This is a genomic window from Streptomyces sp. JNUCC 64 (assembly GCF_054484115.1).
Map to the genome: position 1 here is coordinate 7,095,218 of NZ_CM137015.1, position 14,857 is coordinate 7,110,074.

Here is a 14,857-nt window from a genome sequence, read left to right on the forward strand (position 1 = left end):
CACGGTCGACGACCCGTCCGGCGCGGCCACGCGGGGCCCGGTGCGAGCGGGGCGGCGTGACGCGCCCACGGTCCCTTCCGAGCTTTCCACGCCCGGCCCGGGGCGGCCACCCGCCGGACGCGCCGCCCGTGGCGCGCGATGCCAGAGGGGAGTCCACGGCCGGGCGTGACTACGATGGGCCAGCCGGGGGCCAGTGAGGCCGTCCGGACCACCGAACCTCCGGGAAGGCCATGCTGAACAAGTACGCGCGTGCATTCTTCACGCGTGTCCTCACACCGTTCGCCGCGTTTCTGATCCGCCGAGGGGTGAGCCCCGACACGGTGACCCTGCTGGGGACCGCCGGAGTGGTGGTGGGCGCGCTGGTCTTCTTCCCCCGGGGCGAGTTCTTCTGGGGCACCGTCGTCATCACCCTGTTCGTCTTCTCGGACCTGGTCGACGGCAACATGGCCCGCCAGCTCGGCCGTTCCAGCCGCTGGGGGGCGTTCCTCGACTCCACGCTCGACCGGGTCGCGGACGGCGCGATCTTCGGCGGGTTCGCCCTCTGGTACGCCGGACAGGGCGACGACAACGTGCTCTGCGCGGTGTCGATCTTCTGTCTGGCCAGCGGTCAGGTGGTGTCGTACACCAAGGCGCGCGGCGAGTCGATCGGACTGCCGGTCGCCGTCAACGGCCTCGTGGAGCGCGCCGAACGGCTGGTCGTCTCGCTGGTGGCCGCGGGCGTCGCCGGACTGCACGCCTTCGGGGTCCCCGGGGTGGACGTCCTGCTGCCGATCGCGCTCTGGATCGTCGCCGTGGGCAGCCTCGTCACCCTCGTCCAGCGGGTGATCACCGTCCGCCGCGAGGCCGCCGAGGCCGACGCCGAGAACCCCCGCCCGCCCAGCGGCCAGAGCGCCCGCGGCGGCGAGGCGGCCGGATGAGCACCGGCGACCGGCTCGTCGACGCCCTCTACGGCACCGGCTGGGCCACCGTGCGCAAGCTGCCGGAACCGGCGGCCGACCGGCTCGGCCGCGCCGTCGCCGACCTGGCCTGGAAGCGGCGCGGCGCCGGAGTGCTGCGGCTGGAGGCCAACCTCGCCCGGGTGGTCCCGGACGCGGGCCCCGAGCGGCTGGCCCGGCTCTCCCGCGCCGGGATGCGCTCCTATCTGCGCTACTGGATGGAGTCCTTCCGGCTGCCCGCCTGGAGCCCGGAGCGGGTGCGTTCCGGCTGCGTCATAGCCGACATCGACCGCGTCACCGACGGACTCGACTCCGGGCGGGGCGTCGTCCTCGCCCTGCCGCACCTCGCCAACTGGGACCTCGCCGGGGCCTGGGTCACCACCGCGCTGGGCATCCCGTTCACCACCGTCGCCGAACGGCTGAAGCCGGAGAGCCTCTACGACCGCTTCGTCGCCTACCGCCAGGGCCTCGGCATGGAGGTGCTGCCGCACAGCGGCGGAGCCGCCTTCGGGACCCTCGCCCGGCGGCTGCGCGCGGGCGGCCTGGTCTGTCTGGTCGCCGACCGCGACCTGTCCGCCTCCGGGACGGAGGTCCGGTTCTTCGGACAGCCCGCCCGGATGCCCGCCGGACCCGCGCTGCTCGCCCAGCAGACCGGCGCCCTGCTGCTGCCGGTCACCCTCTGGTACGACGGCCCGAAGCTGATGCGCGGACGCGTCCACCCGCCCGTGGACGTGCCCGGGGAGGGCACCCGCGCCGAGAAGACGTCCGTGATGACCCAGGCCCTGGCGGACGCCTTCGCCACGGGGATCGCCGAACACCCGGAGGACTGGCACATGCTCCAGCGGCTGTGGCTCGCCGACCTCGATCCCGCGCGGGCCCCCGGGACGACCGGACCGTCCGCGACCGACGAGCGGGGAACGGCATGAGGATCGGCATCGTCTGCCCGTACTCCTGGGACGTCCCCGGCGGCGTCCAGTTCCACATCAGGGACCTCGCCGAGCATCTGATCCGGCTCGGCCACGAGGTCTCCGTCCTCGCCCCCGCCGACGACGAGACCCCGCTCCCGCCGTACGTGGTCTCCGCCGGCCGCGCGGTCCCCGTCCCGTACAACGGCTCGGTGGCCCGGCTCAACTTCGGCTTCCTGTCCGCCGCCCGGGTCCGCCGCTGGCTGCACGACGGCACCTTCGACGTCATCCACATCCACGAGCCCGCCTCCCCCTCGCTGGGGCTGCTCGCCTGCTGGGCGGCGCAGGGGCCGATCGTGGCGACCTTCCACACCTCCAACCCGCGCTCCCGGGCCATGATCGCCGCGTACTCGATCCTCCAGGCCGCGCTGGAGAAGATCAGCGCCCGGATCGCGGTCAGCGAGTACGCCCGGCGGACCCTGGTCGAGCACCTGGGCGGCGACGCGGTCGTCATCCCCAACGGCGTCGACGTGGACTTCTTCGAACGCGCCGAACCCCGCCCCGAATGGCAGGGCGGCACGATCGGCTTCATCGGACGCATCGACGAGCCCCGCAAGGGACTGCCGGTGCTGATGCGGGCCCTGCCCCGGATCTTCGCCGAGCGCCCCGGCACCCGGCTGCTGGTCGCCGGACGCGGGGACGAGGAGGAGGCCGTCGCGTCGCTGCCCGTGGAACTCCGCTCCCGCGTCGAGTTCCTCGGCATGGTCAGCGACGAGGACAAGGCCCGGCTGCTGCGCAGCGTCGACCTGTACGTCGCCCCCAACACCGGCGGCGAGAGCTTCGGGATCATCCTGGTGGAGGCCATGTCCGCCGGAGCGCCGGTGCTCGCCTCCGACCTCGACGCGTTCGCCCAGGTCCTGGACCGGGGCGCGGCGGGGGAGCTGTTCGCCAACGAGGACGCCGACGCCCTCGCCGACGCCGCCGTCCGGCTGCTGGGCGACCCGGACCGGCGCGCCGCACTCAGCGACCACGGCAGCAAGCACGTCCGCCGGTTCGACTGGTCCACCGTGGGCGCCGACATCCTGTCCGTCTACGAGACGGTCACCGCCGGGGCCGCCGCCGTCGCCGCCGACGAACGGGCCACCGGGCTGCGCGCCCGCCTCGGCATCGGCAACTGACCGCGCGCCACGGCGGGCCGCCCCCGGGCGGCTAGCCTTACCCACCGTGACCTCGACATGGATCTGGATCGCCGTGGCCCTCGTGGCCGTCGGCCTCTACCTCAGCTGGACCGCGGGACGGCTGGACCGTCTGCACACCCGCATCGACGCGGCCCGCGCCGCCCTCGACGCCCAACTGCTGCGCCGGGCCTCCGTCGCCCAGGAGCTGGCGACCTCGGGGGTGCTCGACCCGGCGGCCTCGATCGTCCTCTACGAGGCCGCGCACGAGGCCCGGCAGGCCGAGGAGGAGCACCGCGAGGTCGCCGAGAGCGAGCTGAGCCAGGCGCTGCGCGCGGTCTTCGGCGAGGCCCAGCAGATCGAGGCGGTCCGGGAGGTGCCGGGCGGCGAGGAGGCCACCGGCGAACTGGCCCAGGCGGTGCGCCGGGTGCCGATGGCCCGCCGGTTCCACAACGACGCCGTCCGCGCCGCGCGCGCCCTGCGCCGCCACCGCAAGGTCCGCTGGTTCCGCCTCGCGGGCCACGCGCCCTTCCCGATGGCCTTCGAGATGGACGACGAGCCCCCGGCCGCGCTGGCCGAGCGCACCCCGTAGCCCCGGCCGCACCCGCTGGTCCGGGGCCGCGCTCCTGGTCCGGGGCCGGACCCCGTGGTGTCCCGGCCGCCCCGCTCCGGACGCCGCGCGGGGCCGGGGAACGCCGACGTCGCGCCCCTGAACAGGCCAAAACGATCCACCGGCTCCCCATTGGCCCTTGTCGCCCGCCGCGCCGGAAGGGTTTCCTCGGGACGGCAGATCCCCTTCCCGGCTCCCCGTGAGCTCCTTCCCCGAGCGAGGTCCCCCCGTGTCCAGCACGCTTCCCAGCACCGACCAGACCGTCCCCGCCGAGTCGTCGGTCGCCACCGGCACCGCGCGCGTCAAGCGCGGCATGGCGGAGCAGCTCAAGGGCGGCGTGATCATGGACGTCGTCACCCCGGAGCAGGCGAAGATCGCCGAGGACGCGGGCGCCGTCGCCGTCATGGCCCTGGAGCGGGTCCCCGCCGACATCCGCAAGGACGGCGGCGTGGCGCGGATGTCCGACCCGGACATGATCGAGGGCATCATCGACGCCGTCTCGATCCCGGTGATGGCCAAGTCCCGGATCGGCCACTTCGTCGAGGCTCAGGTCCTCCAGGCCCTCGGCGTCGACTACATCGACGAGTCCGAGGTGCTGACCCCCGCCGACGAGGTCAACCACTCCGACAAGTTCGCCTTCACCACCCCGTTCGTCTGTGGCGCCACCAACCTGGGCGAGGCGCTGCGCCGGATCGCCGAGGGCGCCGCGATGATCCGCTCCAAGGGCGAGGCGGGCACCGGCAACGTGGTCGAGGCCGTCCGGCACCTGCGCCAGATCAAGAACGAGATCGCCCGGCTGCGCGGCTACGACAACAACGAGCTGTACGCCGCCGCCAAGGAGCTGCGCGCCCCCTACGAGCTGGTCAAGGAGGTCGCCGAGCTGGGCAAGCTCCCGGTGGTGCTGTTCTCCGCCGGTGGCGTGGCCACCCCGGCCGACGCCGCCCTGATGCGCCAGCTCGGCGCCGAGGGCGTCTTCGTGGGCTCCGGCATCTTCAAGTCCGGCGACCCGGCCAAGCGCGCCGCCGCGATCGTCCGCGCCACCACCTTCTTCGACGACCCCAAGGTCATCGCGGACGCCTCCCGCAACCTGGGCGAGGCCATGGTCGGCATCAACTGCGACACCCTCCCCGAGACCGAGCGGTACGCCAACCGCGGCTGGTGACGGCCTCCGTCACCCCGTGACGGCCCGCCCCCGCGCGACGGCTCCGGTCCCGTGAGGGTCCCCGTCCCGGGTGACGGCTCCCGCCCCCGGGTGACGGGCCCGTCGCACCCCCCGGTACGGCCGGTACGGCGCCCGCGCGGGCGCCGTACCCCGTATCCGCGCCCATCGGCACCCCAACCGACCCTTCCGCAACGGACAGCGAGGCACAGGCCCCCGCCATGACGACCACCACCCCGATGCCTCCGCGGCACACCACCGCCCCCGGCGACCACGCCCCCGTGATCGGGGTGCTCGCCCTCCAGGGCGACGTCCGGGAACACCTCGCCGCCCTCGTCGCGGCGGGCGCCACCGCCCGGCCGGTGCGCCGTCCGGAGGAACTCGCCGCCGTGGACGGGCTGGTCGTCCCCGGCGGGGAGTCCACCACCATCTCCAAGCTGGCGGTCCTCTTCGGGCTGCTGGAACCGCTGCGCGAGCGGGTCCGCGCGGGCCTGCCCGTCTACGGGACCTGCGCGGGCCTGATCCTCCTCGCGGACGAGATCCTCGACCCCCGCTCCGGCCAGCGCACCGTCGGCGGGATCGACATGGTGGTCCGCCGCAACGCCTTCGGACGGCAGAACGAGTCCTTCGAGGCCGCCGTGGAGGTCGCCGGGATCGACGGGGCACCCGTGGAGGGCGTCTTCATCCGCGCGCCCTGGGTGGAGTCGACCGGCCCCGGCGTGGAGGTGCTGGCGACCCACGCGGGCCGGATCGTCGCCGTCCGCCAGGGCAACGCGCTCGCCACCTCGTTCCACCCGGAGCTGACCGGCGACCACCGGGTGCACGCCCTCTTCGTGGAGACGGTCCGCGCCGCCGTCGCCGCCCTGGGCTGACCGCCGGAGCGCGCCCCGTCCGGACGGCGCGCGCGCCGGGCGTGCCCCGGGACGACACCGCCGTCCGCCGGGCCGGGGCGGGGACGCGGACGGAGAGCCGCGCGATCCTTGTAGGATCGCTGGCGTTCGTAAAGAGATGGGTTACGCGAAGGAGACAGGCAGATGTCCGGCCACTCTAAATGGGCCACGACGAAGCACAAGAAGGCCGTGATCGACGCCAAGCGCGGCAAGCTCTTCGCGAAGCTGATCAAGAACGTCGAGGTCGCGGCCCGCCTCGGCGGCGTCGACCTCGACGGCAACCCGACGCTCTTCGACGCCGTGCAGAAGGCCAAGAAGCAGTCGGTGCCCAACAAGAACATCGACTCCGCGATCAAGCGCGGTGGCGGTCTCGAAGCGGGTGGCGCCGACTACGAGACGATCATGTACGAGGGCTACGGCCCCAACGGCGTCGCCGTCCTCATCGAGTGCCTCACCGACAACCGCAACCGCGCCGCCTCCGACGTGCGCGTGGCGATGACCCGCAACGGCGGCTCCATGGCCGACCCGGGCTCGGTGTCGTACCTCTTCCACCGCAAGGGCGTGGTGATCGTCCCCAAGGGCGAGCTGAGCGAGGACGACGTCCTCGGCGCGGTCCTGGACGCGGGCGCCGAAGAGGTCAACGACCTCGGCGAGTCCTTCGAGGTGCTGAGCGAGGCGTCCGACCTGGTCGCCGTCCGCACCTCCCTCCAGGAGGCCGGGATCGACTACGACTCCGCCGAGGCCAACTTCGTCCCCACCATGCAGGTGGAGCTGGACGAGGAGGGCGCCCGGAAGATCTTCAAGCTGATCGACGCCCTGGAGGACAGCGACGACGTGCAGAACGTCTTCGCCAACTTCGACGTCCCGGACGAGGTCATGGAGAAGGTCGACGCCTGATCCGGACCGCGTCCGACCGCGTACGGGCGGCGCGCCGCCCCGCGACGGCGGGCCGACGGGGAGCACCCCGTCGGCCCGCCGACGCGTTTCCCGCCCCACCGGGCGACGGCCGCCGACGGCGCGCGACCGCGCGCCGTCCGCCGTTGTCAGTGGGGCCCGGTAGCCTGCCGGACAGATGATCGACGGGAAGAGGGGCAAGGCGTGCGCGTACTGGGGGTGGACCCGGGGCTGACCCGCTGCGGGGTCGGGGTCGTGGAGGGAGTCGCCGGACGGCCGCTCGCCATGGTCGGCGTCGGAGTGATCCGGACCCCCGCCGACGCGGAGGTCGCCCACCGGCTGGTCGCCATCGAGCGCGGCCTGGAGGAGTGGCTCGACGAACACCGCCCGGAGTACGTCGCGGTCGAACGGGTCTTCAGCCAGCACAACGTCCGCACTGTCATGGGCACCGCGCAGGCCAGCGCCGTGGCGATGCTCTGCGCCGCCCGTCGCGGCCTGCCCGTCGCCCTGCACACCCCCAGCGAGGTCAAGGCCGCCGTCACTGGCAGCGGCCGGGCCGAGAAGGCCCAGGTCGGCGCCATGGTCACCCGCATCCTGCGGCTCGCCGCACCACCGAAGCCCGCCGACGCCGCCGACGCCCTCGCCCTCGCCATCTGCCACATCTGGCGCGCCCCCGCGGTGAACCGCCTCCAGCGGGCCCACGAAGAGGCCCGCGCCCTCACCCGGAAGGTCACCCGATGATCGCCTTCGTCAGCGGCCCGGTCGCCTCGCTCGCCCCCGACGGGGCCGTCGTCGAGGTCGGCGGCATCGGCATCGCCGTCCAGTGCTCGCCGGGCACCCTCTCCGCGCTCCGGGTCGGCGAGCCCGCCCGGATCGCGACCTCCCTGGTCGTCCGCGAGGACTCCCTGACCCTCTACGGCTTCGCCGACGACGACGAACGCCAGACGTTCGAGCTGCTCCAGACCGCCAGCGGCGTCGGCCCCCGGCTCGCCCAGGCCATGCTCGCCGTGCACAGCCCCGACGCCCTGCGCCGCGCCGTCGCCACCGCCGACGAGAAGGCGCTCACCGCCGTCCCCGGCATCGGGAAGAAGGGCGCCCAGAAGCTCCTCATCGAGCTGAAGGACCGCCTCGGCGCCCCGGTCGGCACCGCCCCCGCCGCCGTGCGGACCGCCCCCGGCTGGCAGGACCAGCTGCACGCCGCCCTCATCGGCCTCGGGTACGCCCCCCGGGAGGCCGAGGAAGCGGTGGCCGCCGTCACCCCGCAGGCCGAGGCCGCCGGGGGCGCCCCCCAGGTGGGCCAGCTCCTCAAGGCCGCGCTCCAGACCCTGAACCGGGCGCGCTGACCCGGCCCCGCTCCGCCCCGCGCCCGTACGCGCCCCGTCCGGCCACCGCGCCACGACCCCCGAGGCACACCTGATGAACTGGGACGACACGACCGACGAGACCTCCGCCGACCGGCTGGTGGGCGCGTCCGCCGACCGTGAGGACCAGGCGGTGGAGGCCGCCCTGCGCCCCAAGGACCTGGACGAGTTCATCGGTCAGGAGAAGGTCCGCGAACAACTGGACCTGGTGCTGAGGGCCGCCCGCGCCCGGGGCGCCACCGCCGACCACGTACTGCTCTCCGGCGCGCCCGGACTGGGCAAGACCACCCTCTCCATGATCATCGCGGCGGAGATGGGCGCCCCCATCCGGATCACCAGCGGCCCCGCCATCCAGCACGCGGGCGACCTGGCCTCGATCCTCTCCTCGCTCCAGGAGGGCGAGGTCCTCTTCCTCGACGAGATCCACCGCATGTCGCGGCCCGCCGAGGAGATGCTCTACATGGCCATGGAGGACTTCCGCGTCGACGTGATCGTCGGCAAGGGCCCCGGCGCCACCGCCATCCCGCTGGAGCTGCCGCCCTTCACCCTGGTCGGCGCCACCACCCGCGCCGGACTGCTCCCCCCGCCGCTGCGCGACCGCTTCGGCTTCACCGCGCACATGGAGTTCTACGTCCCCGCCGAACTGGAACGGGTGGTGCACCGCTCGGCCGGACTCCTCGACGTCCGGATCGACCCCCGGGGCGCCGCCGAGATCGCCGGACGCTCCCGGGGCACCCCGCGCATCGCCAACCGGCTGCTGCGCCGGGTCCGCGACTACGCCCAGGTCAAGGCGGACGGCGCGATCACCCGTGAGGTCGCCGCCGCGGCCCTGAAGGTCTACGAGGTGGACGACCGGGGCCTGGACCGGCTGGACCGGGCGGTGCTGGAGGCACTGCTGAAGCTCTTCGGCGGCGGCCCGGTCGGGCTGTCCACCCTGGCCGTCGCGGTGGGGGAGGAGCGGGAGACGGTCGAGGAGGTCGCCGAGCCGTTCCTGGTCCGCGAGGGCCTGCTCGCGCGTACTCCCCGTGGCCGGGTGGCCACTCCGGCGGCCTGGGCCCACCTCGGTCTCACCGCCCCCCAGGGGGCCCCGGGAGCCTTCCCGGGCGGAACGGGACAACAGGACCTCTTCGGGGCGTGACGGCGCGGATCCTCGCGGTCGGGGGAACCCCGGTGCGATGCTGAGCGTTGTTCCAGCAGCGCGGACTCGCTTAGACTCCGCCGATGCCCCCCTTATCGGGGCGTCACACACCCCCAATGACCAGGCCGCGCCGCAAGCGGTCCCTTGAAGGAAGTTCCGACCCGTGAGTCTCGTGACCCTCCTCCCGTTCATCGTGCTCATCGGGGCCATGTTCCTGATGACGCGGTCTGCGAAGAAGAAGCAGCAGCAGGCCGTCCAGATGCGGGACCAGATGCAGCCCGGATCCGGCGTCCGCACGATCGGCGGCATGTACGCCACCGTCAAGGAGGTCAGCGAGGACACGGTCCTCGTCGAAGCGGCCCCCGGCGTCCACCTGATCTTCGCCAAGAACGCGATCGGTGCCGTCCTCGAGGACGACGAGTACAACCGTCTCGTCCACGGCGCCGACTTCACCGACGAGGACGAAGGGGCCGACGAGATCGACGGCACCGTCGTCCCCGACGACGCTTCCTCCCTCACCGAAGCCGCCGACGCCGACGCCCGCATCGACCTTGGCAAGAAGGACGCCACCGCCGGGGACGCGGCGGACGGGGCCGAGCAGAAGGCCGACGCGGAGCCGAAGAAGACCGACGGCGAGTCCGACGCGAAGTAGTCACGCCCGGGAGCCCCGCCGCACCGCTCACGCGCGCGGGCTCCCGGGTCGTGCTGGCTTCACGCCGCGTCTCCACACCAGTGACCGGCCGTCGGCGCCCGACCCGCGCGGGACGGCTGGAGAGGGAGAAACGACAAGGTGGCAGCACCCAAGAAGGGCCGTAAGCCGACCGCGCAGGGAAAGCCCATGCGCACGCTGGTCCTGTTCCTGATCGCCATGGTGGCGCTCACCGGGGGGATGTTCCTTTCGGGGCACAGCACCCCGCGGCTGGGAATCGACCTCGCCGGCGGTACGAGCATCACGCTCAAGGCGAAGAACGAGCCCGGTCAGAAGAACGCGGTCAACAAGACCAACATGGAAACCGCCGTCGGCATCATCGAGCGGCGCGTGAACGGCCTCGGCGTGTCCGAGGCCGAGGTGCAGACCCAGGGCAATGACAACATCATCGTCAACATCCCCCGGGGCACCAACGAGCAAACGGCACGCGAGCAGGTCGGTACGACCGCCAAGCTGTCGTTCCGCCCGGTCCTGACCGGTCTGCCCGCCACCCCGGAGGGCGAGGCGTCGACGAGCCCGTCCCCCAGCGCCTCCGGCGACGCGGACAAGAAGAAGGACGAGGGCGAGGACGCCAAGGAGAGCGCCGAGCCCTCCGCCTCCTCCAGCGCCTCCGCCACCCCCTCGGACGACGCCACCACCCAGGGCCGCGCGGTCACCGGCGCCCTCCGCGCCGACGCGACCCCCAGCGCCTCGGCCAGCGACTCCGCCGAGCCCTCCGCCACGTCGTCCGCCGACGCCGCCGCCCAGGAAGCCGCCACGGCCCTCGGCAAGGAGCTCGAAGCGCTCGACTGCTCCACGGTCGAGTCCCGCCTCAAGGCCAGCGACAAGACGCGCGCGGTCAAGCCGACCGACCCGGTCGTTGCCTGTGACCCGCGGGCCGGCTTCAAGTACGCGCTGGGCCCCGTCTCCGTCGAGGGCAAGCAGATCACGGACGCCAAGGCCATTCTCGACCCCGAGGGCCTCGACGGCTGGATCGTCACGATGGACTTCGACAAGAAGGGCGCCGACGAGTTCGGCAAGATCACGTCGGAGATCTCCACCAAGGCCGCTCCGCAGAACCAGTTCGCGATCGTCATGGACGGCGAGATCGTCTCGGCCCCGTCCGTCAACACCGCGATCACCGGTGGTCAGGCCCGGATCACCGGCGGCTTCACCCAGGAAGAGGCCAGCAACCTCGGCAACATGCTCTCCTACGGTTCGCTGCCGCTGACCTTCGAGGAGCAGAGCGTCACCACCGTCACCGCCGCGCTCGGCGGTGAGCAGCTGGAGGCCGGTCTGATCGCGGGTGCCATCGGCCTCGCGCTCGTGGTGATCTACCTGGTGGTCTACTACCGGGGTCTGTCCCTGGTCGCCATCGCCTCGTTGCTGGCCTCCGCGGTGCTGACCTACGTGATCATGTCGCTGCTCGGCCCGGCCATCGGCTTCGCGCTGAACCTTCCGGCCGTCTGCGGCGCGATCGTCGCCATCGGCATCACCGCCGACTCGTTCATCGTGTTCTTCGAACGGGTCCGCGACGAGGTCCGCGAGGGCCGTTCGCTGCGGCCCGCCGTGGAGCGCGGCTGGCCCCGTGCCCGGCGCACCATCCTGGTCTCCGACTTCGTGTCGTTCCTCGCCGCCGCGGTGCTGTTCGTGGTGACGGTCGGCAAGGTCCAGGGCTTCGCGTTCACGCTCGGCCTCACCACCCTGCTCGACGTGGTCGTGGTGTTCTTCTTCACCAAGCCGCTGCTGACCCTGCTCGCCCGCACCAAGTTCTTCGCGGAGGGGCACCCGTGGTCCGGCTTCGACCCGAAGCGCCTGGGGATCAAGCCCCCGCTGCGCCGCACCCGCCGCCCGTCCGCCCCTCTGACCGACCCGAAGGAGGCGTGACATGTCGCGACTCGGCGAACTGGGCGCCAAGCTGTACCGCGGCGAGATCGGATACGACTTCGTCGGCAAGCGCCGCTTCTGGTACGGCGTCTCCATCCTGATCACCATCACGGCGATCGTCGGCCTCGCGGTGCGCGGCCTGAACATGGGCATCGAGTTCCAGGGCGGTGCCGTCTTCACCACGCCCAAGGCGAGCGTCTCCGCCGCCCAGGCGGAGAAGGTCGCGGAGGAGGCGGCCGGGCACGACGCGATCGTGCAGGAGCTGGGCACCGGCGGCATGCGGATCCAGATCAGCAACGTCGACACCACCAAGGCCGACCAGATCCGTCCCACGCTCGCCAAGGAACTGGGCGTCAAGGCGGACGAGATCAACGCGGAGCTGGTCGGACCCAGCTGGGGCGAGCAGATCGCCAACAAGGCGTGGACCGGCCTCGGCGTGTTCATGATCCTCGTGGTGATCTATCTGGCGATCGCCTTCGAATGGCGGATGGCGCTCGCCGCGCTGATCGCGCTGATCCACGACATCACCATCACGGTCGGTGTCTACGCGCTGGTCGGCTTCGAGGTCACCCCGGGTACGGTCATCGGCCTGCTGACCATCCTCGGTTACTCGTTGTACGACACGGTGGTCGTCTTCGACTCGCTCAAGGAACAGACGAAGGACCTGACCAAGCAGACCCGCTTCACCTACAGCGAGGTCGCCAACCGCTCCATCAACAGCACCCTGGTGCGGTCCATCAACACCACCGTCGTCGCCCTGCTGCCGGTCGCGGGTCTGCTGTTCATCGGTGGCGGTGTGCTCGGCGCGGGCATGCTCAACGACATCTCGCTCTCGCTGTTCGTCGGTCTCGCGGCCGGTGCCTACTCGTCCATCTTCATCGCCACCCCGCTGGTCGCGGACTTCAAGGAGCGCGAGCCCCAGATGAAGGCGCTCAAGAAGCGGGTGCTCGCCAAGCGGGCCCAGGAGGGCGCCGACGACGAGACGGGCGGGCGTCCCGGGAACGACGACCTCACGGACGGCGCCCAGCCCGCCGTCGTGGGTCCCCGCGTCCAGCGGGGCCACGGCCGTCCCTCGGGGAAGCGCGGATGACCGGGGTGAGCGAGCTGCTCCTGAGCCGCATCCGCGACGTGGTGGACTACCCGGAGCCGGGCGTGGTGTTCAAGGACATCACCCCGCTGCTGGCGGACCCGGAGGCGTTCACGGCGCTGACCGACACCCTGGCCGAGGTCACGGTGCGGTCCGGGGCCACGAAGGTCGTCGGTCTGGAGGCCCGGGGCTTCATCCTGGGCGCTCCGGTCGCCGTCCGCGCGGGCGTGGGCTTCATCCCGGTCCGCAAGGCGGGCAAGCTCCCCGGGGCGACCCTGCGCCAGGCGTACGACCTGGAGTACGGCTCCGCCGAGATCGAGGTGCACGCCGAGGACCTGGCCCCGGGTGACCGGGTGATGGTCGTGGACGACGTCCTCGCCACCGGAGGCACCGCCGAGGCGTCCCTGTCGCTGATCCGCCGCGCGGGCGCCGAGGTCGCCGGGGTGGCCGTCCTGATGGAACTGGGCTTCCTGGACGGCCGGACCCGTCTGGAGGGCGCCCTGGACGGGGCTCCCCTCCACGCGCTGATCACCGTCTGACACCCGCGACACCCCGAAGGGGCCGCTCCAGCATCCGCTGGGGCGGCCCCTTCGCCGTCCCCCACCGGGAGCCGCTCCCGTCCGCCGCACGGGCCCGTCCGTCCGCTCGCGAGCGTTCCCGGAGCGCTCTCCCACCCGGTGGCGGGGACCTCCACTCCCGTACGGTCCGCTCGCGTCCGCACCCCCGCCGGACCGGTTCCTGGCCGGAGTCCACCCGGTCCCCGAGCGGCGCACCCCCCTGCGCAGGGACGCTTCGGGTGCCCGACCCCCTCCTTCCACGAGGCATGGCTTGTTCTCCACCATCCGCTCAGTGGATTTGAAACACGCCACTTCCATTAAGCAATCCGTCATGTGTGGGTGTAGTCGGCATTTGACGGATGAAAGTCCCTCCGGTTGGGGGAATTCGCCTGGTGGGTGAATGGAAAAGTGCAGGTCAGGGGGTGTTTTTTATGGTTGAAATCCCAAGTTGATTGATTCCTGTTCGGATTTTCCTCAAGCCCTTGAGGAGTCGGCGTGCGGCCGCTCAAGGGCTTCGTCAACGGCAACGTGCGGTGGTTCGACGCGGGCTGCGGCGCCAGTGGCGCTAGTCTCCCCGCCCGCCGTGTGAGGCGGCGGGCGGAGCCGGTCGGAGGGAAGTGACGGGGTGGGTCCGGGGAACGGTCCGGGCCCGCCTCCCGTGCTCTGTCCGGTGCCTCGCCGAGAGGAGTTTCCCCCGCCCGGCGGAGGTTTGGGGGCGACCCGTATTTTGGTGGAACCCAGGGGTTTCCGAAGCCCGCCTTCTGTAGGGCGAGACGTTATCGCGGGGGAATGGGATATCCCTCTGATGGGGGTGATCCCTTGGCGGATGGAAAGGAAAACCGCAGGTCAGAGGCGAGGGCTTGCAGGGATAACGGCTGAAGCGCCGCCTCTCGTTCCCGTCTGGCTCAAATGTTCCTCAACTCGCTTGGTGGGGCCCCGCTTTTCCCGCCAATATCTCCGTCAGCCGCCCCGCAAGGGACGGAAAACGGAGGGAAAGAACATGCAGATTTCTCGGAAGCTCGCCGTTGGGGCCCTGACGCTCGTCTCGGTGGCCGGTGTGTCCGTGGCGGCCACCCCCGCGGGTGCCGCCGCGCCGGTGAAGCAGGACAAGCCGGTCGAGATCGTCCTCACCAGCACCGCGCCCGCGTCCGCCGCCGAGATCGGCGCGGCCTGCTCCGGCCGCTGGAAGAACGCGGTCGGCATCCCGCTGCGCTGGAAGACGATCACGGACGGCACCTGTTCGATCTTCGGCAACCCCCGCTACAAGGCCGCCTACCAGTGGACCGCCGAGCGTGGCGCGCCCTGCATCCAGGTCAAGGGCTTCGTCAACGGTCGTGAGAAGTGGTTCAACGCGGGCTGCGGCCGCAGCGGCTCGATCCGCAACGTGCCGTGGGGCAACGTGGCCGCCAACAAGGCCATCAAGGTGAAGGGCGCCTCGCTCTTCAAGTGGCGCTAGTCGTGCCGCCCGCTCCCCCGGGAGCGGGCGCGACCGACCGGAAGTGACCGGGTGCCTCGGGAGAGGCGGCGTCCGGTGTGCGGTACCCCGACGGGCCCGGAAGGAATTCCGGGCC

At 72.2% G+C, this 14,857-nt stretch carries 15 protein-coding genes; all 15 read left to right on the forward strand.

Annotated features, from left to right (window positions below; translation table 11 throughout):
* Nucleotides 1-230 precede the first annotated feature (230 nt).
* The 15 genes from pgsA to ACVWNX_RS29295 all read left to right on the forward strand — a co-directional run bounded on the left by pgsA (nucleotide 231) and on the right by ACVWNX_RS29295 (nucleotide 14,742).
* Nucleotides 231-917, forward strand: a complete 687-nt coding sequence (pgsA, locus tag ACVWNX_RS29225) for a phosphatidylinositol phosphate synthase (RefSeq protein WP_454411180.1) — start codon at nucleotides 231-233, stop codon at nucleotides 915-917.
* Nucleotides 914-1,861: a phosphatidylinositol mannoside acyltransferase gene (locus tag ACVWNX_RS29230; protein WP_454411181.1), complete on the forward strand. Its 948-nt coding sequence runs from the start codon at nucleotides 914-916 to the stop codon at nucleotides 1,859-1,861. The genes pgsA and ACVWNX_RS29230 overlap by 4 nt, the downstream gene beginning before the upstream one ends.
* Nucleotides 1,858-3,018, forward strand: coding sequence for a glycosyltransferase family 4 protein (locus ACVWNX_RS29235; RefSeq protein ID WP_454411182.1), 1,161 nt, complete (start codon nucleotides 1,858-1,860; stop codon nucleotides 3,016-3,018). Before ACVWNX_RS29230 ends, ACVWNX_RS29235 begins: the two co-directional genes overlap by 4 nt.
* Before the next feature lie 46 nt (nucleotides 3,019-3,064).
* Entirely contained in the window at nucleotides 3,065-3,607 is a 543-nt protein-coding gene (locus ACVWNX_RS29240) for a LemA family protein (protein WP_454411183.1), read from the forward strand.
* A gap of 247 nt (nucleotides 3,608-3,854) precedes the next feature.
* Nucleotides 3,855-4,787, forward strand: coding sequence for a pyridoxal 5'-phosphate synthase lyase subunit PdxS (gene pdxS, locus ACVWNX_RS29245; protein ID WP_454411184.1), 933 nt, complete (start codon nucleotides 3,855-3,857; stop codon nucleotides 4,785-4,787).
* Nucleotides 4,788-5,005: 218 nt separating this feature from the next.
* Nucleotides 5,006-5,656 carry a pyridoxal 5'-phosphate synthase glutaminase subunit PdxT gene (pdxT, locus tag ACVWNX_RS29250; RefSeq protein ID WP_454411185.1) on the forward strand — a complete coding sequence of 217 codons (651 nt, stop codon included), beginning with the start codon at nucleotides 5,006-5,008 and terminating at the stop codon, nucleotides 5,654-5,656.
* Nucleotides 5,657-5,818: 162 nt separating this feature from the next.
* Nucleotides 5,819-6,571, forward strand: a complete 753-nt coding sequence (locus ACVWNX_RS29255; protein ID WP_454411186.1) for a YebC/PmpR family DNA-binding transcriptional regulator — start codon at nucleotides 5,819-5,821, stop codon at nucleotides 6,569-6,571.
* Nucleotides 6,572-6,772: 201 nt separating this feature from the next.
* Nucleotides 6,773-7,309, forward strand: a complete 537-nt coding sequence (ruvC, locus tag ACVWNX_RS29260) for a crossover junction endodeoxyribonuclease RuvC (protein WP_454411187.1) — start codon at nucleotides 6,773-6,775, stop codon at nucleotides 7,307-7,309.
* Nucleotides 7,306-7,911: a Holliday junction branch migration protein RuvA gene (gene ruvA, locus ACVWNX_RS29265; RefSeq protein ID WP_454411188.1), complete on the forward strand. Its 606-nt coding sequence runs from the start codon at nucleotides 7,306-7,308 to the stop codon at nucleotides 7,909-7,911. The genes ruvC and ruvA overlap by 4 nt, the downstream gene beginning before the upstream one ends.
* Nucleotides 7,912-7,984: 73 nt before the next feature.
* Nucleotides 7,985-9,067, forward strand: a complete 1,083-nt coding sequence (ruvB, locus tag ACVWNX_RS29270; protein WP_454411189.1) for a Holliday junction branch migration DNA helicase RuvB — start codon at nucleotides 7,985-7,987, stop codon at nucleotides 9,065-9,067.
* A gap of 163 nt (nucleotides 9,068-9,230) precedes the next feature.
* Nucleotides 9,231-9,719 carry a preprotein translocase subunit YajC gene (gene yajC / locus ACVWNX_RS29275; protein WP_454411190.1) on the forward strand — a complete coding sequence of 163 codons (489 nt, stop codon included), beginning with the start codon at nucleotides 9,231-9,233 and terminating at the stop codon, nucleotides 9,717-9,719.
* Nucleotides 9,720-9,857: 138 nt separating this feature from the next.
* Nucleotides 9,858-11,642: a protein translocase subunit SecD gene (gene secD, locus ACVWNX_RS29280; RefSeq protein ID WP_454411191.1), complete on the forward strand. Its 1,785-nt coding sequence runs from the start codon at nucleotides 9,858-9,860 to the stop codon at nucleotides 11,640-11,642.
* A gap of 1 nt (nucleotide 11,643) precedes the next feature.
* Entirely contained in the window at nucleotides 11,644-12,732 is a 1,089-nt protein-coding gene (gene secF, locus ACVWNX_RS29285; RefSeq protein ID WP_454411192.1) for a protein translocase subunit SecF, read from the forward strand.
* Nucleotides 12,729-13,268 carry an adenine phosphoribosyltransferase gene (locus tag ACVWNX_RS29290; protein WP_454411193.1) on the forward strand — a complete coding sequence of 180 codons (540 nt, stop codon included), beginning with the start codon at nucleotides 12,729-12,731 and terminating at the stop codon, nucleotides 13,266-13,268. The genes secF and ACVWNX_RS29290 overlap by 4 nt, the downstream gene beginning before the upstream one ends.
* A 1,018-nt stretch (nucleotides 13,269-14,286) precedes the next feature.
* Entirely contained in the window at nucleotides 14,287-14,742 is a 456-nt protein-coding gene (locus ACVWNX_RS29295) for a hypothetical protein (protein WP_454411194.1), read from the forward strand.
* Nucleotides 14,743-14,857 lie beyond the last annotated feature (115 nt).

Bases quoted from the DNA above. Each gene is read 5' to 3' on its own strand.
- pgsA (WP_454411180.1), top strand. From the start codon at position 231: ATGCTGAACAAGTACGCGCGTGCATTCTTCACGCGTGTCCTCACACCG.
- ACVWNX_RS29230 (WP_454411181.1), top strand. From the start codon at position 914: ATGAGCACCGGCGACCGGCTCGTCGACGCCCTCTACGGCACCGGCTGG.
- ACVWNX_RS29235 (WP_454411182.1), top strand. From the start codon at position 1,858: ATGAGGATCGGCATCGTCTGCCCGTACTCCTGGGACGTCCCCGGCGGC.
- pdxT (WP_454411185.1), top strand. From the start codon at position 5,006: ATGACGACCACCACCCCGATGCCTCCGCGGCACACCACCGCCCCCGGC.
- ACVWNX_RS29255 (WP_454411186.1), top strand. From the start codon at position 5,819: ATGTCCGGCCACTCTAAATGGGCCACGACGAAGCACAAGAAGGCCGTG.
- ruvA (WP_454411188.1), top strand. From the start codon at position 7,306: ATGATCGCCTTCGTCAGCGGCCCGGTCGCCTCGCTCGCCCCCGACGGG.
- ruvB (WP_454411189.1), top strand. From the start codon at position 7,985: ATGAACTGGGACGACACGACCGACGAGACCTCCGCCGACCGGCTGGTG.
- secF (WP_454411192.1), top strand. From the start codon at position 11,644: ATGTCGCGACTCGGCGAACTGGGCGCCAAGCTGTACCGCGGCGAGATC.
- ACVWNX_RS29290 (WP_454411193.1), top strand. From the start codon at position 12,729: ATGACCGGGGTGAGCGAGCTGCTCCTGAGCCGCATCCGCGACGTGGTG.
- ACVWNX_RS29295 (WP_454411194.1), top strand. From the start codon at position 14,287: ATGCAGATTTCTCGGAAGCTCGCCGTTGGGGCCCTGACGCTCGTCTCG.